Raw genomic sequence first — 19,134 nt, 5'->3', positions numbered from 1 at the left:
AAGGAACCTGCGCATATGCGCAGGTGCGTACATGCGCATGTGATCAGGTGCGCTTTGCGGCGTGGTCGTCGCCCGTGAATCGCTGAACGGATTGCGTTAGTGGCGGGTGCTTCGCTAGGCGGTTAGTTGGGTTTTTCGCCCGAGGCGGCGGCGGTGTCGGCGAGGTATTGGGCAATTTTCATCTGGGTGGAAAACGGGCGGGCCTTGTGAACCAGGGCTTTGAGGGCGATGAGCTGCGCGCGGGCCTTTTGGGAGGCCTGTCTCAAAAGGGTGTGCGTGGCGGTGTCGATGGTCCAGGTGCCGGCGCGGTGGAGCACGGCGTCGATGGCCTCGATGTCGTCTTCCGCTGACCATTCGACATGGTCGAGGGCTTCGTCCGAGCGCGCGTCGTTTTCCGCGATGGCGCTCGTGAGGTCGTCGATGATTTCGCGTTCGGGGCTTGCCCATTCTTCCAATTGCATAAGCCATCCTGGGAGGTCGTTGGCGGAGGTGATGGCCTTTGGCGGGTTGGGATGGTCCGGCACGACCGGGGTGGTGTGGAGAAGCGCGCGCATTTCGCGCCAGGCGCGTTCGGTGTTGGCGACGCGCGAAAGCAGCTCGCGGACGTGTTGGGGTTCAGCGAAGCCGGCCGCCAGCCACTTGTGGAGTTCCTGTGTTCTGTCGGCGGCGCGTTCAAGGTTGCGCGCGATGACGATGTCGACGCGCTTGCGGATTTTGGCGGTCATGGGGGAGGTTTTGCTCTGCGCGAGCGAGAGGGCATAGGCGGCGTCGATTTCGGCACCGACCCAATAGGTGCGCATGTCATCAAGCGCGTGCGCAAGGTCGTCGGGGCTGTGGTCGAACGTCATGGGGTGGCGCCAAATTACAACGCGTACGGACGAATGCCAAGCAGGTTGGGGTGGGGGTGGTGAAGGACCTTACCGTTGTCAGCGGCCCATCTCGTCTTCTTCTTCCTGCTCATCATCGATGGCGCGGTGTCCGTGGTGGGGGTCGGGGCGGTGAGGCTCGGGGGCCTGGGTCTTGGAGGTGTCCGGTTGTGGCGTGACGGGGTGGCGATGGATGGCGGCCTGCTTCTCGGCCTGGCGAGCGAGGAAGTCGAGGTGGGTTGATTGGCGCTTGTTTTCGTCGTCGATCTGGTCCTCTGCGCGCATCCGCGTGGCCTGGCGGGCGAGATGGTCTTGCTTGTGCTGATAATCGGCGCGCCGGTTGCTGATGATGTAGTGGGCGACCACCCGGCGCTGGTAGATGTCGAGGTGCTTCGAGGCCTTCATGAGCTGTCGCTCGGCGGAGGTAAGCGGTTTGAAAAGGATTTCTTCGCGCGCAAGGGAGTGCATGCCCTCAAGCGGGTTGGTGAGGCTGGTGGAAGCGCTGGCTTGCACCACGCGGAGACGGCCGATGTCGTCGCGGTCGAGAATGATGTTGTGCACGGCAAGCCCCGGGAAGGACAGCAGGGCTTAATAGCAGCAGGTTAGGCAGATTCACTTGGTCATTTGACGAAGCGAGGGAGCGGAAGTGTTCACATCCCGCGTTCTTCTTCCTCTTCGTCGTCGTAATTGTGCTCAAGAGACACGTCCTCGTGGTCCATGTCCTCGTCTTCGCCGGTGTCCATCCAGTAGGCGACGTTTCGCTCGGGGTCGTAGACCATAGGGCGGCCGTTGACCATCACGGCTTTGGGCAGAGTGGGATCGGCCTCGCGGAGCTTCATTTGCTTTTCGGAATTGAGCTTGGAGACGTCGTGGCTGCTGGCATAGGCGGCGGTCAGGGATTTGCGCAACTCTTCGATTTCGGTCGGGCTTGCGGCGCGGGCAAGTTCCAGCAGCGCGGGATTGTCCCGCATGACGTCCAGGACGTGTTCGGGGCCATATTCATCGGCCATGTTGATGAGACGGTCCTCCGCCCCTTCCCGCGCGGCGAAATTGGAGAGCTTTGCGCTGAGCACACCACGCGACATGTTGAAGGCGATGAGCGCCCGGTTGAGGTCGCGTTCGATCGCGGTTAGGTCACGGTCCTGCTTCATGGTCGCCGTTGGTTGGGGGATGACGAGACGACCCTAGCAGATGACCGCGGCGATGTTTAGGCTGGATTTGATTGGCGCGGACGCGGGAACGGGGAATGTGGTGACGGGCGATGAACGGAAAAGGCCGCTTCCGGTGTTCCTTGAATCGGTCGAGGTCGCGGAAATGCTTCGGATTAGCGACCGGACCCTTGAGAATTGGAGGATGGCGAAGCGGGGCCCCAATGCCATTCGTTTGGGAAAGGGTGGACGAGCGAAAGTGATTTACAGTCTTGATGAGGTGTTGCGGTGGTTGAAAGAAGACGGGAACCGGGATTGATGGCGGTCACGTAGAAGTGAAATACACGCTACCCCGCTGTAGTCCGCGCTAGTCCCCGATACGCCGTCCAATTTAAAAATCGGTTTGAAAATTGGAATTGGACCGCCGAATGCTTGGGAATGGCATCGAACCCCGAGACTGTTCTGACCGTTGAAAAGATCGAATTCGCCCTGAAATATGCGGCGTATGTAACCGTGCACGTGAGCGAGGAATACGCGGTCATCTTGGAGATGTTGGAGCGCGCGCTTGAGGATGCGCGCAAGGATGATCCCATGGAACGTGCGCGGCGTATCGTGGCGTCTATATCGAAGCCGGTGGGGTGAAGGCGATTTTTTGCAGCCACGCGTGCCGATGCGCGAGTGTGGTTCCCTCGCCGTACGTATGCACGTGGCCTTGAATGTCTTCCTGGATATCTTTGGGGGCTTCCACGGCTTTGAGCCGGTCAACAAGTGTGTGGCGGAGGGAGTAGATGCTCTGCTTGGGGCCCGCTGGGCGGAGGTTTCGGGCTGTGAGGGCTTTGTTGAGCAGGGCGGTGAGGGCATCCGGTTTGTCGTAATAGCGAGGGAAGCCGTCGGGATGTTGTTGCATGGCAAGGAGAGCAACGCCGACGAGGGGGATAACGCGGACTGATCCGGCGGTTTTGGTTTCGCGGTGTTCGTTGGAAACTTCAATGAAGGGGACAGGGCAGTTGAGGTGGATGGTGTCGCGCGTGAGGGCACATGCCTCGGAGGGGCGCAATCCGGTTTCGACGATGAGATAGATGATGCGGCGTGCCTCGTGGTTGAGGTCCGCAAACATGTCCTGCGCAAGGAAATGATTCTGGACGAAGGATGGTGGGTAGGGAACGCGTTTGCCATCGCGGCCTCCGGGGATGCGGATAGCGGTAAAGGGATTTTTCTGATCGAGTTGGTGGAAGGAATGGATGGCTTTGTAGAGTCCGGCGACGGCGCGCATTCGTCGGTTCGCGGAGTTGATTTGCACTTGGCCTTTTATTGCGCGTTCTTGCCAGTGGGCCCTGAACCGGTGCGTGTGTGCGGTTGACAGGTGGGTCACGGCGCAGTCCTCGCCGATCGTTTCAAGGAACACGTCAAGGGCGGTTTGGCGATGGACTTTCCACTTGTGGCGTTGGCGAGGGGATTTCCTTGCGAGTGTCGTGGCGTTGATGCGTTCGAATTCTTCCAGCATTTGAGACACGCGCAGACCTGATGTCGTGGTCGGTGCTGCGGAGGTTGGGATACCGAAGGCAAGGGAGGGTGCGGACAAGGCCTGGTCCTTCGATGATGCGATGAGATCTTCTATGGGGCGGGCTGCGGTCGCTTTGAGGAGGCGTTCGATGACTGCGGCGACGCCGAGTTCGGTGACCTTGGGGAGCGAGAGCACCGGAAGGTCGACGTCCTGGCCACGTTGGGTTGCCTTCAACGCGACTGCGGCAGCGCGGGGGTTGAGGCCATCGCGGCATTGGCGCCAGAAGGTTTGGAGTTGGGCGTCGAGTTCGGCGACGCGTTGTTTGGCGAGGATGCCGCGAGGGTCATGGCGGACGCGAACGCCGGTGCTGATGGTGACCATGCCGCGCGGGTCGAACGTCGAGAATTCCTTCGGTACGCGGCGGACGAGATACCAGACACCTTGGCGATTTACAGGGGTCGCGTGTTGCGATTTGTGGCCCAATTCGATCTCCGTTTGATGGTCGCAACATGAGTGTCTGAGCCAGCGCTATGCTGACGTCTATGTTGACGACTTATTCCCCGCAGTACTCCCCCGGTACCCCGTTGAGAGACGAGCAAGGCGTTGTTTTCAAAAGGAAAAACGGTGATGGAATTGGCGCCCCGTAGGGGACTCGAACCCCTGTTGCCCACGTGAGAGGCGGGTGTCCTAGGCCACTAGACGAACGGGGCCGGCGCAGTGCGACGTGTAGTCGACTGTCGGCAGCCGATCAAGCCCCGTCAGCGCGGCAATCACGCCAAACCGACGCATCCGTTCGGCAGGCTGCGAACCGATCTGAAGTGGGAACAACAACTCATGCCCCCTCGATGTCCTTCGACAGTCTCATTGAGCAACCCCGGTTCAATTCCGCGGCAATGTCTCGGTCGGTTTCAATTCAATGACCCGTTGCCCGGTGTCCGTATCCAGAATTGTAATGCCGGGGCCCGATGGCCCGTCGTGTTGAATAGCAAGGCGGTTGCCTGACAGGGACATCGAAACGATCTTGGCGCCTTTGGGCAGTTCGAACGACACCGACGCATCTGTGCCAGGGACGGCTACGGACCGCGACACAGCCCCGCTTCCCGCCGGGCGCGTCGCTGTCGATATGATTTTGAAGGCGATGGCCGCTAATCCGGCAAAAATCATAAGCCCGAGAACGGCAATGACGATCTTCAGATTGCGTTGCAGCCGCTGTTCGCGCATCAAGTCGGCCGAAGGCGGCTCAGGATGGGTCATCTCTCAGGTTTTCTTTCTGGTAATCACGTGCCGATCGAGGAAAAAACAGCAAGCCACATCGACGTCGTCGCGGGGCCTGAAGATGCCGGCCAGCGTGTCGATCGATGGCTTGCAACGAAAATCGAAGGCGTCAGCCGCGCTCGCGTCCAAGCGCTCATTCGCGAAGGTCACGTCAGCGCGGGCGACACGATACGAGAGCCGCGCACGCCGGTCAAACCGGGCCTGACATACACGGTTAGCATTCCGCCTGCTGAAGAGTCTGGAGTTCAAGGCGAAGAGATCGCACTCGACATCGTGTACGAGGACGAGGACGTCATCGTGATCGATAAGCCGGCCGGCTTGGTCGTGCATCCGTCCGCCGGACACGACGCTGGGACCCTGGTGAATGCTTTGATTGCCCATTGCGGTGACAGCCTCTCGGGCATTGGCGGTGTCAAACGTCCGGGCATCGTTCACCGCCTCGACAAGGACACCTCTGGTCTTCTCGTCATCGCGAAGTCCGACGCGGCACATCAAGGGCTGGCGGAGCAGTTCAAAAGCCACGGCCGGGACGGCCGGCTGCATCGGAGCTATCTTGCGTTCGTCTGGGGTCGACTTCCCAAACCGGCCGGAAGTATCGATGCGCGCCTAGAGCGAAGCCGTGCCAATCGCCTCAAAATCGCCGTCGCGCGTGGAGAAAATGGTCGCGAGGCAAAAACCCATTACGAGGTTCTCGACGTCTTTCCAGGCGAAACGCCGTCCGGCGATATTTCGCTGCTTCGGCTCGTTCTCGAAACCGGGCGTACGCATCAGATACGCGTGCATCTCGCGCATATCGGCCATCCAGTCGTGGGTGACCCCACGTACGGCGCCGGCTTTAAGACGAGACTTGCATCGGTTCGTGCGAATGCGAAAGACCAAGCAACCGCGTTGATGCGACAAGCGCTACATGCTGAGCGACTTCAGTTCGAGCATCCGATTACCGGCAAAAAGCTGAATTTTTACAGCAAATTGCCATTGGACCTCGAACGTCTTGGAGAGGCCTTGCGGCCTATGCCATCAGTGCCGACGGATAAACGCCGCCGGCGGCGTTCGTAAAAGAGACAAGCTCCAAAACCTGGGGTTCGGTGACGGAGCATTCAAGTGGAAGTGACCGGAACCCCTGATGAAATTTTGGATTTTACTACTATGTAACACCCGACGTCGGGGGAGCGTACCGCTTCTCCGACACTGAGAAGGGAGCGCGGGGCCGAACCGGAAACGGGCGAAGGTTCTGCAGAGGGCAATGGCATCAGTAGCAAAAGGTCTTCCGTCCCTGGCCGGCGGTTCGCTCGGCCTGTCGCGGTATCTGGAAGAGATCCGCAAATTCCCGATGCTTGCGCCTGACGAAGAATTTATGCTCGCCAAGCGTTGGCAGGAACATCAGGACGCGGACGCCGCCGAAAAACTCGTGACGTCGCACCTCCGTCTCGTCGCGCGCATCGCGATGGGCTATCGCGGCTATGGCCTGCCGATCGGCGAAGTCATATCGGAAGGCAACGTCGGCCTGATGCAGGCCGTCAAACGCTTCGATCCAGACAAGGGCTTTCGCCTCGCTACATATGCGATGTGGTGGATCCGCGCGTCCATTCAAGAGTACATCCTGCGGTCGTGGAGCCTTGTGAAGATGGGCACCACCGCGGCGCAGAAGAAGCTCTTCTTCAACCTGCGGCGCGCCAAGAGCCAGCTGCAGGCGCTGGACGACGGCGATCTGAAGCCCGAACACGTCAAGACGATTGCGACTAAGCTGGGCGTTCCGGAAGAAGACGTCGTCAATATGAACCGGCGGCTTGGCGGTGACGCTTCGCTGAACGCGCCGATCCGTGCCGAAGCTGAATCCGGCGAATGGCAGGATTGGCTCGTCGACGATACGCCGACGCAGGAAGATCGCCTCGTCGAGGACGAAGAATTGCAACGGCGCAAGTCGTACCTGTCGTCCGCGATGTCGGTTCTGAACGATCGCGAGCGTCGCGTCTTCGAGGCGCGCCGGCTTGCCGAAGAGCCTGCAACGCTTGAAGAATTGTCGGAAGAGTTCGGCGTCAGCCGGGAACGCATCCGGCAGATCGAGGTCCGGGCCTTCGAGAAGGTCCAGAAGGCGGTGACGTCGACGGCTCGGCAGGCGGAAGCGCCTGCCGCCCTTGAGGCCCACCGCTAAAGGACAGTCTTGACGCCGCAACTCGCGGCGCATACGCGATGTCCCAATGGGTATTCTGGCGGCGCTGAACGGCGCCGCCATTCTCTTATGGGGTTCGCCACGCCGATGCGGCGCCGATTTGCACTTGTTTTCAACGCGACTGCGGGCGTTGCCCTGCCGAGGCTGCTCGACGGGGTGTTGGGTGCATTGCGCGCAAGAAATGCGGACGTGTTTCAGGTCCCGGCGCGCAGTGCCGAAGAAGCGGCGGACCGCGTGCGGGAACTGGCCCAACGTCATGTCTGCGACGCCGTCATTGCGGCGGGCGGCGACGGGACGTTCCGCGCCGTGGCGACGGGCGCTGCCGGCACCCAGCTGCCGGTGGGCGTCATTCCGATCGGAACGGGTAACGTCCTCGCCAACGAAATCGGGCTGCGCAGGCGGGCAGGGGAGGTGGCCGATGTGCTGCTTGCGGATACTGCGGTTGACGTTCGCGGCGGCCTTGTGAATGGCGCGCCGTTTTTCTTGATGCTCGGCGCTGGATTTGATGCCCGTGTCGTCGCCAAGCTCAGCTATCGGACGAAACGGGCGTTCGGCCGCGGGGCGTATGTCTATCCGGTTTTGAAAACACTCGCTGAAGGTCCGCGACGCTTCGACGTCGAACTGGATGGCCGCAGGTTCGAGGCGAGCTGGACAATCCTGTCGTTCGCCAGCCGTTACGCCAGCGTGTTCGAGCTGGCGCCGGACGCCGGTCTCGGACGCGACAGGCTGATGGCGGTCGTGATGGAAGCAGGGACGCGTCTCGAAACGGCAGCCAACCTCATCTCGCTGGCGTTCGGATGGATTGCCCGGCCCGAAACGCGGCCGAAGGGTGTGCACGTTCTGCCGGTCAATACTGCCCGCATCGGCTACTTTACGACCACGCCCGTTGAGATCGACGGCGACGATGCGGGCGGATCGCCGGTCGAGGTCAACGCCGCGGGAAAGCCGGTGCGTCTCCTCGTCCCCAATCGCTATGTTGCTGATCTCACGAAACGTCACGCGAATCGCTTAGCCTATGAGTCGTGAAGCGTTGCGAGGTATGCGGCTAAAGCATGTCCTTACAACATTGTGCGAGCGTCAGAGCGAGAACTAGGGGTCCATGCCCTTCTCTTCTCTGAACCGGATCCAGACGGACCGGCAGATGGCTTCGAACGGCGCGTGGCAGCGATGGACAGGGCTGCCCGAGGGAGCGTCGTTCGTGTCCAGGCTCCACGACTTCACGTCTCTGTCCAACCCTCCCCGCCCCGTCGATACCGAACCCGGAACGTTAGCGCGCCGCTCAGTGAGCCCGAGTGCTGGACGAGCGCGTGCGTTGTCTCGGTATCGGAAAATCCGCTCTATCGAGCGGATGGGCGGTTACCTGGAAGATGGAGTGCCTCATGCAGAAGCGCTGTCACCGGCCAATCGAATTTCTCCGATCCAGCGAAGCGTACTCTTCGCGCGATATGTCGAGGAAACGTTGGCTTATTCTGCTCTGGCGTCAACACCATAAGCATCCTCCATGTAGGAGATAACTGATGCACTGCGGGAGGTCGGTGCGACGATCTCCTGCCACACAAGATACCAAGGCCGGCTTTGATGAGCCGGCCTTTTTTATTTGGCGCTTCGCGACGCCGGCCGGAAGCGCCGAAATATTCGCTGCATCGTCTGCGCCGGCGGCCGGCTCCCCGGAGGGAAGTCGCCGGCGCAATCAAAAAAGCCAACTACATAGGCAATCTGGCGATGTCGCGTGAGAAGTAGTTGTCGATGGCGGCGACGATCGAATGCGCGACTTTCTCGCGCCATTCGTCTGACTTGAGATTGCTCGCGTCTTTCGGATTGGTGACGTAGGCCAGCTCGATCAGCACGGACGGGAACTGGGCCGTCTTCAGAACGCGGAAAGCGGCTTGCTGCTCCGGCTCATCGCGAAGCGGCGTGCTTTCGCCCATGTTCTCGATCACCGACTTCGCGAACATGCCCGTGCGTTCGTGCGTCAGCTCGACGTCCCGATCGGCGAGATCCGCAAGAATGTCTCTCACGGCATTGACGTCGCCGTTGACGCTCTTGACGGTATCAATCTCGTCCGGCGACAGCACGTTGCGTGCGATTTCGCCCTTCGCGGACCGCTCGAGCTTTTTGGCGACACCGTCACGCAGCGAATAGATTGTTGCGCCGCGTGCACGCGAACCGCCGTCCGAATAATCGGCATGGATCGCGATAAAAAGGTTCGCCTTGTTTTTTTCGGCAAATCGCGTGCGCTCGTCGAGCGGGATGAACGTGTCGTCGCTGCGTGTCATCAGCACTTTGTAGCGCCCGGTCTTCTCAAGCAGATCGCGCAACACCAATCCGAACGCCAGGACGACGTTCTTTTCGACGATGCCGCGCTTCTCCGCGCCCGAGTCATAGCCGCCGTGCCCCGGATCGAGCACGATGATCGGCTTGAAGGTCCGCGCTGCCCGTTCCTTGGGGCTTTCGGCGAGACGGGGAAGCGGCGGCTGGATGCTGAGAGGTGCAAGCCCCGTCCGTGTCGCCACGCCTTTGACGTCGCCTTTAAGCGCCGCGCTGGCCGGGAGGATCGCGAGGGAAATTCTATACTGTCCCTTGTCGTCTTTGGAGATCTCGGAATTCTCGACGACGACGGGCTGCGTGACCCCGATTACGACGCGCATTTTTCCTGCTGCTGCGAGACCGGCGCGCACGCTGCGGACGAGGCCGACGGGTGTCTTGCCGTTGAGTTCCGGCAGCCGGACGTTGACCTCCGGCAACTCGATCACGACCCGGTTCGGGTTCGAAAGCGAGAAGATCTGGTATTTGACTTTGCTGTCGAGGCCGATGACGAAGCGTGTGCCGGTGATGCGATGTGCGGCAACGGGCACCGGTGCGGGCACGGCCGTCGCCGCCGTTGCTGCGACCTGCAACTCATCGGCGTAGGCGGTGCACATCGCAGCGGCGGCAATGACTGCCGCGAAGACGCCGCTCAATGCGCGTCGAGCCAAACTACGCATTCGTTCCGTTTCCCCCAAGGCGCGCCCACCCAGCCCGTGCGCCACAGATACGATCTGTATGCCTACGGAAGATGGCGTTTTGGCGGTCAAAGTGGCACAAGGATTAAGGTTATCCGGCTCAGCCGGTTAAGCGGCCGTTAACTGCCGCGCTAAAATGCCAGCTATCGAAGCCTCGAAAATCTATTTGCTCCTTAGAGCCCACGCCGCGGCGGCATCCTCATCGCTTTCGCGGGCATCGACCCACTGTGCGCTACCGTCGCCAAGCGTTTCCTTTTTCCAGAAAGGCGCGCGCGTCTTGAGATAATCCATCAGATATTCGGCGCCCGCGAACGCATCCTGCCGGTGCGGCGCGCAGGCGATGACGAGCACGATGTTGTCGCCAGGCTTGAGTTCGCCGACCCGATGTATGATCAGCGACGCCGAAAGCTTGAAGCGCGCGCAAGCTTCCGTCTCGATGCGTGCGAGTTCCGCTTCCGTCATGCCCGGATAGTGTTCGAGCGTCATCGAGACGAGAGGCTGGCCTTTAACGTCGCCGCGAACCTTGCCGACGAAGAGCGCCACGCCGCCAATGCCCGTGTCGCCGTCCGAGAGTTTCGCCATCTCCTCGGAAATATCGAAATCGTCGGTGGAGACCCGAACGGCCACGGTATCAACCTCCCGTAACGGGCGGAAAGAAGGCGATCTCGCGAGCATTGCCGACGGCCGCCGTCGGCTTCACGTGGGCATGGTCGATGGCGACACGGATAGCCTCGGGTTTGGCAAACGCCTGGTCGAAAGGTTGCCCACGGCGCGCCTGCCAGAGGAGCAGATCGCGGACCGTCACGATATCGGCCGGCAGTCTCAGGCGCTCTTCGCTGACGCCTGCGCGCTCGCGCAACCACGCAAAATAGCGAAGCGTCACTTCGGGGGCTGATTGTCTGTCGGTCATGTCGGGCTCAGCGATAGATCGCGTGGCGGATACCGGCCTTCAGATAGTCATAGCCGGTGAGAAGCGTAAGGAGCGCCGCCACCCAAAGCAGCACCATTCCGGCCAGCGTCGTGCCGGGGAGTAGCTTCTCAGCGGCCGGCCCGGCCAGCAGGATCGCAAGCGCCACGAACTGGACCGCTGTTTTCCATTTAGCAAGCTGCGTCACATGCACCTTGACGTTCAGCTCCGCCAGGAACTCGCGTAGACCCGATACGAGGATCTCGCGCGACAGGATCGTCAGAGCCGCCCAGATCGACCAGCTGCCAATGGTGTCCGTATACACCAGCATCAGCAGCGTCGCGCCGACCAGCAGCTTGTCGGCGATCGGGTCCAGCATCCGGCCAAGATTGGACTGCTGCTCCCAGATCCGGGCCAGATAGCCATCAAGCCAGTCTGTTACGCAGGCGGCAACGAAAATCGCGAACGCCAGCCAGCGCGCAATTTCGCCCGTCCCGAAGAACAGCACGCCCGCAAGCACGGGCACGGCCGCAATCCGTCCGTAAGTTAGGATATTGGGCAGGCTCATTGACAGCGAGCGGTGCGCGACGTGATCCATGGTTTTGGGTAGCCGCAGCACCGCCGGGCCGTCAATCCCCAGTGAGCAAAGTGCGCGTCGATGGTGAACGGCTCAGGGCAGAAAGCCGCAGGAATTCGTTATGACGCCGCGGCCGAAGCCGGAACCGGGGGAGGCACAGGATCGGGTGGTGGTGGGGGGGACACGGCAGCTGGCGGTGCGAAAGCCTGCCGACTGACAATGCCGGCCTTGCGGAACGCCTCGTAGACTGCAATCCGAAGGTCCGATTGGACCTTCAGTGAATGCGTAATGTCGGGAAGCATGATCCGCAGGGTGTACTCGGTCGTCGTCGGCGTATAGCCGTCAAACGTCGCCAGCGGGGCCGGTTCCCGCAGGATCGTAGGATGCCGCGCAGCGCATTCGTTGAGGATCGGCAGGACGAGCCGGGGATCGATCTCGGCCCCGGCAGAAAATTTCAGCACCACTCGGCCGAGCGCGCTGCGGTGCGTCCAGTTCAAGACGCGGCCGGTAATGAGTTCCGAGTTCGGCACAATGAGGCTAGCGCGGTCGAACGTCTCGATTTCCGTCGAACGGACCGAAATGCTTCTCACCGTCCCCTGTTCGCTGCCGACGACGATCCAGTCGCCGACTTTGATCGGCCGCTCGATCAGGAGGATAAGGCCCGAGACAAAGTTATTGACGATCGACTGCAAGCCGAAACCGATACCGACCGACAATGCACCGGCGACGATCGCGAGGTTCGTGATGTTGAACCCGGCGTAAGAGATCGCCATCACAGCGGCGAGCGCCGTACCGGCATAGCCGACCGCAGTGTCGATCGAGTTCGCGATGCCCGGGTCCATTTTCGGCGCGATGAGAATGTTCTCGCGCAAACGCCGCTGGATCATTCGGGTAGCGACGATCACCGCGATGAAAAGCGCGATGCCAATCAGGATGCGCACGATAGAGATGCGGATCGAGCCGACTTCGAAGCCGAAGAATGCCCGTTGCATCCAGTCGCGAATGTCAGGAGCCGAAAAACCCCACTGAAGCAGGAGCACAGGCACCGTGATCAGCGCTACACCCAGGGTCAGCGCGGTTTCCGTCAGCCAGCCGAGCTGCTTGCGGCGGACGTCATCGAAGCCCATCCGAGCTTCGAGAAGCTCGCTGATATGTCCTCGCGACGTTGTGCTGCCGCGCGTAAAGGCGCGGATTGCGAGGATCAGAAGCATGGCTACAAGTCCGACAACACCGGTCATGACCAATTGCTGCGCCAGGAACCGGCCGAGCGCGATGTAGCCCGTGAGGCAAAGGCCGATGATGGACAACGCCGCAACCCATAGCGGCAGCTTGAGCCACAGCGGCTCACTGCGCGTAACCGGACGCGTGCGGGTCATCTGGTTGGACTCGAAGGGCGTCAGCAGGAGGCCGATCAGTACAAGCGCGAACGCAATGCTCGTGAACAGTGACTGCGCGACGCTCATCGAAAGCGGCAAATACAGAACCTGCGCGAACTTCGACAGGAAGAGATCGATCGAATAGATCAGCGCCAGTATGACGAGAAGCCGCGAGATGCGCCGCGCGCTGCGATCGGAAAGATGCATCAGCCGCCGCTCATGACTGCGCGGCGCGAAGACTGTAATGACCAGCGCGGACACCGCCACGAATACCAGCGATGTTTCAAGAAGGGCCACACCCACCGGAGCGGCGGTCGGATAATAGAGCAGTCCAAGATATTCGAGGCCGCCATAGGCCAGGAAGGCTGCTGCAACACCAGGAATCGCCCGTACCGGCGCGATCCATGCGGCGGAAGCTGCCCGCTGGAAGAACGTCGGCGGGGTTGCGCTCGGAGGTGCCCGATAGCGCGTGATCGAAACGATCACGGTCTTGAGCAGCAGATAGAGACCGATGACTGCGACGAGCAGGATCAGGGCACTCGTCTTCTGTCCGGTAACAGCGTTCCACCAATCCCGCGCGTTATAATCAAGGCGCCACTGAATGGCCTCCCTGTGCCTGTGGAAGTCGTTCCAGAACTCGGGAAAGACCGGACTCGTCATCTGCTCAGTGAGGCTGCGTACGAACATTTTGAGGCGCAGCTCGGTGATCTTGTCGATCGCCTGGCGGGCGCGCCACCAAGTGTTTTCGAGCGTCTTAATGGCTCCCGAGACGTCCGCCTCGCGCGCGTCGAGCCTCGACCGTTCCGCTGCCACGGCTGGCGTTTCCGACGGTTGGTCTTTCGCGGGCGGTGGACCAAGCCGCTTGATCTGCGTTTGAATGTCAGACAAGCGCGGACGCAGAGAATCTGCCGTTTCCGTCGTCTTTGAAATGACCGCGTCGAGCTTGTCGCGCAATTGCCCGAGGTCGTCGTCGGCGTTCGAGATGTTCGAAAGCGATTTCTCCGCCCCGTCCATCTGGCCGACGAGATTGGTGATCTCCGCGTTGACCTCCTGAGAAACCGCGGGCGGCGGCGGAGGAGCAGCTGGTGCTGCCGGAGCTGCGGTGGGAACTGCCGCAGCGGGAGCCGCTGCCGCCGGAACAGCTGCCGCAGGCGCCGCTGGGGCTGCAGTCGCCGCAGGAGCGGCTGCAGCGGGTGTTTGCGCCGTGGCAGGAGGAGGTGCTGCGGCGGGTGCCGCAGGCGCTGGCTGGGCCGCTGGAGCCGCCGCAGCTGGCTGTTGCGTCGGCGTGATAGTCTGAGCGGGCGCCGCTTGCGGCTTCTGCTGGGGTGCCGCCGCGGCTGGCGGTTCCGCAGATTGCGCCGGAGCGATCGGCTGTACCTGCGTCGTGGCCTGCGCCTGCGGCTGAGCCGGGGCTTCCTTGGTTTCCTTGACGGGATCGGCAACTGGTGCCCAGCCGTTCGTGGTGGCGTCCTGGGCGTCGGCCCGCGGTACCGCAAAGAGAATGGCTAAGGTGGCGATCGCAAGTGCACGTCTGAGCATCGGCAGAACTGGAGCCTTTGGAAAGTGAATTGAGCACAAGGGAGATGGCCCATCGCCCTCAAGTGCCGCGAAATTAGGGCGGACGGTGTGCAGCTGGCTAGCCTTTAAAGAGTCCCCGCGACTATCCCGCCCGTTCGTGGAAGAAGTCGTAGATTTTTTTGGCCATATCGGCCGAGATTCCATCGACGGCCTTCAAGTCTTCGACACCGGCGCGTGACACCGCCTTGGCCGAGCCGAAGTGTTTCAGAAGCGCCCGCTTACGCGTGGGACCAACGCCCTCGATCTCGTCGAGCGGATTGGCACCGAGCGATTTCGCACGCTTCGCCCTGTGCGTGCCGATCGCAAACCGATGTGCTTCGTCACGCAGACGTTGCACGAAGTAGAGCACCGGGTCCTTCGCTTCAAGCATGATCGGCCGGTCGCGCCCAGGAATGTGGAAATGTTCGCGGCCGGCATCGCGATCCGGACCTTTTGCGACACCGATCAATGCAATGTCGTGCAATCCGAAGCCGGCCAAGACTTCGCGCGCGACCGAAAGCTGCCCCAGGCCGCCGTCGATCAGGACGAGATCGGGCTTGTCTGGAAACACGCGTTCATCTGCGGTGTCATCCGGATCGTCGACAATGGGCGAAAGCGGACCGCCGCTGACGTCCGAGGCAATCTCTTCGACCTCGGTCTCGATCTCGTCCAGCACCTCGGCTTCCGCGATGCGCTTGAAGCGGCGTGTCAGCACCTCGCGCATCATGGCGTAGTCGTCGCCCGGCGTTGTCTCCGGCGACTTGATGTTGAACTTGCGATACTGGCCTTTGACGAACCCCTCCGGCCCCGCGACGATCATGCCGCCGACGGCATTGGTGCCGGAGATATGGCTGTTATCGAAAACCTCGATGCGGCGCGGCACGGCCGCAAGCGAGAACCGCTCCGCCACACCTTCGAGCAGACGCGCCTGCGACGAGCTTTCTGCGAGCTTTCGGCCGAGCGCTTCGCGGGCGTTCGCAAGCGCATGTTCGACGAGCGTCGATTTGGTGCCGCGTGATGGCACGCGAATTTCAACCTTGCGCTCCGCCTTTGTCGTCAACGCTTCGGCCAGCAGTTCGCGGTTCGGGATATCGTGCGAGATCAGGATCAGGCGCGGCACGGGCTTATCGTCGTAAAACTGCGCGATGAAGCTATCGAGTACGTCCTCGACGTTCAGCGAGCGATCCGCTTTCGGATAGTAGGCGCGATTGCCCCAGTTCTGTCCGGTGCGGAAGAAGAACACCTGAATGCATGTCTGTCCGCCGTCCTGGTAGGCGGCGAACACGTCGGCTTCTTCGACGCCTTCCGGATTGATCGACTGATCGGCCGTGACATGCGCCAGCGCCCATAGACGATTGCGATATGTCGCGGCGGTCTCGAATTCGAGCTTCTCTGCGGCTTCCGCCATCAACCGTTGATACATCTCGCGGACCGTCTGGCTTTCGCCGCTGAGAAAGCTTTCCGCTTCATCGACGAGCCGGCCGTAATCGTCGAGGCTGATCTCTCCGGTACACGGCGCCGAGCAACGCTTGATCTGATAGAGCAGGCACGGCCGTGTGCGGCTGTCGTAGACGCTGTCGGAGCATGAGCGCAGCAGAAACGCGCGTTGCAGCATGTTGACGGTGCGGCTGACGGCGCCAGCGGACGCGAACGGTCCAAAGTATCGGCCTTTGCGGTTGCGCGCACCGCGATGCTTCATGACGGCCGGCGCGCCGTGGTCCCGGCTGATGAGAATGTAAGGAAACGACTTGTCGTCGCGCATCAGCACGTTGAAGCGCGGCCGGAAGCGCTTGATGAGGTTCGCCTCAAGCAAAAGCGCCTCGGCTTCGGTGCGTACCGATACGAACTCCATCGACGCCGTCGAAAGGATCATCCGTGCGATGCGGTTCGTATGGCCATTGAGACGGGCGTAATTCGAGACGCGGGCTTTGAGCGACCTCGCCTTGCCGACATAGATCACCTCGCCGTCCGTATCGAGCATTCGATATACGCCGGGGCTCTGCGGCAGCAGCTTGAGATAGGCCGCAATGACCTCGGGCCCTGTCTTTGCGGGCGTTTCCGGGGGGGATGTCAATGTCGCGGGTTCTTCGGTCATGGCGCACCTAAAATTGGGCCGCCGCCAAGGTCAAGCAAGGCATTGCATGCTGCGCCACAAAATCACCATGCCGAGGGCGTGGTGTCCAATTTCATTGAAAGTTCAGGGAACAACGATGCGCCGAGGGGGGTGTCATGCGTCGCGTCATCGCCATTCTTGGCTTAGCTTGGTTCATTTTGCTGCCGGCGTTCGCGCTGGCGAGACCCGTGAAAGTGAATGATTTCACACTTGCCGGACCTGCTAAAAATTCCGCCGTCGCGAAACACACGAAAGGCAAGTCTCAGAAGCCGTTTCAGAATTCGCAAGAGCTTCTCAAGTGGATCAACGATTACCGCAAGAATCCTGATCCTCAACGCCTGCCGCAGGCCGTGAAGGCAATGTCGGATTTCGGCGTGACGAGGGATACCGATCAGTCCGGCGTCTACATCGGCTTCGTCGCCGGCGTGCTGGGCGCTAACCCAAAGATCGCCGACGAACTGATAACGAAGATGTTTCCGCTCCCGCCGGAAGATCAGGTGCTCGTGATCAAGGGCATCGCGTATTCTGGCCTGCCGCGTTGGCGCGATACCCTGAAGAAATACGTCGAGCGTATGCCGGCCCGCAGAGTGCTGATCGAGAAGTATCTCTACGGCAACAAGCCGACGCTGACGGAGATGTCGATCAAGGATGACTCCAGCGTTATCGATTTGAATTGGGGCTATTACTTCGCGACCGGCTGGGAAGCGCCAGTCCGACGCATCGTGACCGCGCTCGAATTATCGCTCGATAAGGACAAGGTCGATTATCTGACAATCGGCGCGATGGCGAAGTGGACGCTGGCGCAAAACGCCGCTCGCAACGATGATTTGCTGCGAATGTTGAAAAAGATTTCGACCGACGTCGATCCCAAACTGCGCAAGCCGCTTGCCGAAGTGATCGACGCGGCCGAGTCCTATGAGCTCGCCAAACTGCGCAAGGATGCGCTGGCGTCGATCGATCAGCTCAAAGCTCAGGGTCCTGAGAGCCTTCGCAATTACAACTGGTGGGGTCAGGCCGGGCAGACTGTGCTGGCGCTCGGCTGTGTCGCTGCCGGTGCGCTGGGGCAGGTTGAGGTCGGCATTCCCTGCGTCATAGGCGGTGCGGCATCGACCGCTGCGCTTAAGTATCTAGCGCCGACATCGACGCCGTAAAACGGGCGCGAACGGCGCCTCACTTGTCCTCAGGACAATTGACCTTGGCGTCGATCAGCGCCGATTCCGGTGACGCATATTCGCCGACGATCTCGGCACCTACTGCTTCCGTGCGGGCGTAGGCTTCGAACATCGGCTTTTCGAAACCGTCCATGATCGTCAGCGCCGTGTATTGAACTTCATCGCCGGAGCGTGAGCGGATCAGCAGTGTTTTCTTGCCGCCGTAGCTCGCTGTCAGCACCTTGCAGTGCGCTGCGGGCGCGTTTTCCGCGGCCTTCGCTGCGGCGCCAAGCTCCGCCGGGAGCGGACCGCCGAGACGTGACGGCTGGGGCGGCTCCGGCGCGATACGAAACGTCGGCAGCCACGGCAGGAAACTTGAGCTTTCGCTGTTCTCTGCAACTTGCTCTGTCGCTGGCGGCGCGGGAGCCACGGCTGGAGCAGCGTCCGCTCCTTCCTTGGCAATAGTCGTCTCGTGCGTGACTTCGGTCGTTGCAACCCAAGCCGATGTCGAAGTGTGGGCGCTCGCCAAGTGCGACGCCGTTTTCGACTTTCGCGCTAGTTTGCGAACTTTCGCTTTTTTCAGTGCATGTTTCGGCGTTTTCACCGCGGGCTTTTTCGGAGCCACCGCGGCGGGATGGGCATGATGGACCGGTGCAGCCGGTTGTTTCTTCGATTTCGCGCCCAAGGGCGGGACCTCGGGGGCGGCGCTGTCGTCTTCGGGCACTGGTCCGCCAAGTCCCGACGGCGGCCGGAACGGATACCGCCATTCACGCCGGATCTGTAACGGTGCAGGCGGCGGTACATCGCTTTCCGCTGCTTGCGCCGGCTGGTCGCAATAGCGTGAACGGAACAACCCGGCGACAATGTCGATCGACTTGCCGTAAGCGCGGTCTGCAGCCCATCGGCGGGCGAGATCGCCGAACGTCACCGGCCGTCCGAGCCGTTGGGCGAGTTTGATGATGTCGTCTTGATTTTCGCGTGTCCGCTTGGCAACCGGCGCCGCGAGACGTTCGCCCGAATAGGCGACGAGATGCTGGATCTGCGCGTGTACGCCGGTCTTCACATCCGCGAAGCGCTCGCCGCGCACGCCGCCGCCGGTCGCACCGATGCCTGCAAAATTGTTTTGGTTTTCACGAACGTCGCCGCGCTGTCCATCGCCCCGGCGATAGGACAGATAGTTCGTCTCCAGCACCATCTGATAGAACGCATAGTCCCACCGCACGTGCCAGCCTTCGCCGAAATATTTGTACCAGCGCGCGATCTCGCGGAAGCGCGGGTCAACGTGCGGATTGCGCTCGGCCACAAAAGCCATAAGGCGTTCCGGCGTGACGCAGGCGGGAACCTGATTTTGCGCACTCGTCCTGATCGGAGGCGCGGCTTTGGCACCGCTCGTCGTCAGGACGAACAGTGCCGATGCCAGGGCGGCGGTTAGATTCCGGAATGGAAGCGGCTTTGGTGTCGCCATTAAATAAGGCCCTCTGCGACGGT

The 19,134-nt window shown here is 61.3% G+C and carries 18 protein-coding genes and 1 tRNA gene; 6 read left to right on the top strand and 13 right to left on the bottom strand.

Annotated elements, in window-relative coordinates:
* Nucleotides 1–122: 122 nt before the first annotated feature.
* From RLW41_RS02235 to RLW41_RS02225, 3 genes are all read right to left on the bottom strand, one after another.
* A complete protein-coding gene (locus RLW41_RS02235; RefSeq protein ID WP_414463292.1) occupies nt 123–848 on the bottom strand; it encodes a hypothetical protein in 726 nt (241 codons plus the stop codon).
* A 78-nt stretch (nt 849–926) separates the two neighbouring features.
* A complete protein-coding gene (locus RLW41_RS02230) occupies nt 927–1,427 on the bottom strand; it encodes a hypothetical protein (RefSeq protein WP_414463291.1) in 501 nt (166 codons plus the stop codon).
* Nucleotides 1,428–1,516: 89 nt separating this feature from the next.
* Entirely contained in the window at nt 1,517–2,017 is a 501-nt protein-coding gene (locus RLW41_RS02225) for a hypothetical protein (RefSeq protein ID WP_414463290.1), read from the bottom strand.
* A gap of 40 nt (nt 2,018–2,057) precedes the next feature.
* Between RLW41_RS02225 and RLW41_RS02220 the strand changes: the two genes are divergently transcribed.
* The gene (locus RLW41_RS02220) at nt 2,058–2,333 is read left to right on the top strand and encodes a helix-turn-helix transcriptional regulator (RefSeq protein WP_414463289.1); all 276 of its coding nucleotides are present in this window, start codon (nt 2,058–2,060) and stop codon (nt 2,331–2,333) included.
* Nucleotides 2,334–2,452: 119 nt separating this feature from the next.
* Nucleotides 2,453–2,656, top strand: coding sequence for a hypothetical protein (locus tag RLW41_RS02215; protein ID WP_414463288.1), 204 nt, complete (start codon nt 2,453–2,455; stop codon nt 2,654–2,656).
* Here the strand turns inward: RLW41_RS02215 and RLW41_RS02210 are convergent.
* The 3 genes from RLW41_RS02210 to RLW41_RS02200 form a co-directional block, all read right to left on the bottom strand.
* Nucleotides 2,634–4,001 (bottom strand): hypothetical protein, encoded by a 1,368-nt coding sequence (locus RLW41_RS02210; RefSeq protein WP_414463287.1) that lies wholly within the window; start codon nt 3,999–4,001, stop codon nt 2,634–2,636. The two genes, RLW41_RS02215 and RLW41_RS02210, sit on opposite strands and share 23 nt — an antisense overlap.
* Nucleotides 4,002–4,152: 151 nt before the next feature.
* A tRNA-Glu gene (locus RLW41_RS02205) sits at nt 4,153–4,228 on the bottom strand.
* A 169-nt stretch (nt 4,229–4,397) separates the two neighbouring features.
* The gene (locus tag RLW41_RS02200) at nt 4,398–4,772 is read right to left on the bottom strand and encodes a hypothetical protein (protein ID WP_409560679.1); all 375 of its coding nucleotides are present in this window, start codon (nt 4,770–4,772) and stop codon (nt 4,398–4,400) included.
* Here RLW41_RS02200 and RLW41_RS02195 point away from each other — a divergent pair.
* The 3 genes from RLW41_RS02195 to RLW41_RS02185 all read left to right on the top strand — a co-directional run bounded on the left by RLW41_RS02195 (nt 4,764) and on the right by RLW41_RS02185 (nt 7,989).
* Complete coding sequence (locus tag RLW41_RS02195; RefSeq protein ID WP_414463286.1) at nt 4,764–5,849, top strand: RluA family pseudouridine synthase; 1,086 nt, start codon at nt 4,764–4,766, stop codon at nt 5,847–5,849. The genes RLW41_RS02200 and RLW41_RS02195 overlap by 9 nt on opposite strands.
* Before the next feature lie 187 nt (nt 5,850–6,036).
* Nucleotides 6,037–6,945 (top strand): RNA polymerase sigma factor RpoH, encoded by a 909-nt coding sequence (gene rpoH / locus RLW41_RS02190; protein ID WP_013948612.1) that lies wholly within the window; start codon nt 6,037–6,039, stop codon nt 6,943–6,945.
* Between the two features lie 87 nt (nt 6,946–7,032).
* Nucleotides 7,033–7,989: a diacylglycerol/lipid kinase family protein gene (locus RLW41_RS02185; protein WP_414464644.1), complete on the top strand. Its 957-nt coding sequence runs from the start codon at nt 7,033–7,035 to the stop codon at nt 7,987–7,989.
* A 677-nt stretch (nt 7,990–8,666) separates the two neighbouring features.
* Here RLW41_RS02185 and RLW41_RS02180 read toward each other — a convergent pair.
* The 6 genes from RLW41_RS02180 to uvrC all read right to left on the bottom strand — a co-directional run bounded on the left by RLW41_RS02180 (nt 8,667) and on the right by uvrC (nt 16,477).
* A complete protein-coding gene (locus RLW41_RS02180; RefSeq protein WP_409560676.1) occupies nt 8,667–9,947 on the bottom strand; it encodes an N-acetylmuramoyl-L-alanine amidase in 1,281 nt (426 codons plus the stop codon).
* Between the two features lie 180 nt (nt 9,948–10,127).
* On the bottom strand, nt 10,128–10,592 hold the full coding sequence (locus tag RLW41_RS02175; RefSeq protein ID WP_414463285.1) for a molybdenum cofactor biosynthesis protein MoaE: 465 nt from the start codon (nt 10,590–10,592) through the stop codon (nt 10,128–10,130).
* Between the two features lie 4 nt (nt 10,593–10,596).
* Entirely contained in the window at nt 10,597–10,875 is a 279-nt protein-coding gene (moaD, locus tag RLW41_RS02170; RefSeq protein ID WP_013948608.1) for a molybdopterin converting factor subunit 1, read from the bottom strand.
* Nucleotides 10,876–10,882: 7 nt separating this feature from the next.
* Nucleotides 10,883–11,470 carry a CDP-diacylglycerol--glycerol-3-phosphate 3-phosphatidyltransferase gene (pgsA, locus tag RLW41_RS02165; protein ID WP_024276208.1) on the bottom strand — a complete coding sequence of 196 codons (588 nt, stop codon included), beginning with the start codon at nt 11,468–11,470 and terminating at the stop codon, nt 10,883–10,885.
* A gap of 98 nt (nt 11,471–11,568) precedes the next feature.
* Nucleotides 11,569–14,364 carry a mechanosensitive ion channel family protein gene (locus RLW41_RS02160; RefSeq protein ID WP_414463284.1) on the bottom strand — a complete coding sequence of 932 codons (2,796 nt, stop codon included), beginning with the start codon at nt 14,362–14,364 and terminating at the stop codon, nt 11,569–11,571.
* 121 nt (nt 14,365–14,485) lie between these two features.
* Nucleotides 14,486–16,477, bottom strand: coding sequence for an excinuclease ABC subunit UvrC (uvrC, locus tag RLW41_RS02155; protein ID WP_414463283.1), 1,992 nt, complete (start codon nt 16,475–16,477; stop codon nt 14,486–14,488).
* A gap of 134 nt (nt 16,478–16,611) precedes the next feature.
* Between uvrC and RLW41_RS02150 the strand changes: the two genes are divergently transcribed.
* Nucleotides 16,612–17,646 carry a hypothetical protein gene (locus RLW41_RS02150; protein WP_414463282.1) on the top strand — a complete coding sequence of 345 codons (1,035 nt, stop codon included), beginning with the start codon at nt 16,612–16,614 and terminating at the stop codon, nt 17,644–17,646.
* A 19-nt stretch (nt 17,647–17,665) separates the two neighbouring features.
* Here the strand turns inward: RLW41_RS02150 and RLW41_RS02145 are convergent, their stop codons facing one another.
* Complete coding sequence (locus tag RLW41_RS02145) at nt 17,666–19,111, bottom strand: hypothetical protein (protein ID WP_414463281.1); 1,446 nt, start codon at nt 19,109–19,111, stop codon at nt 17,666–17,668.
* Between the last annotated feature and the right edge of the window lie 23 nt (nt 19,112–19,134).

Source organism: Hyphomicrobium sp. DY-1 (assembly GCF_047497105.1).
GTDB lineage: Bacteria > Pseudomonadota > Alphaproteobacteria > Rhizobiales > Hyphomicrobiaceae > Hyphomicrobium_B.
Note: the sequence above shows the minus strand (reverse complement) of the source record. Positions and strands in the feature narration are given on the sequence as shown.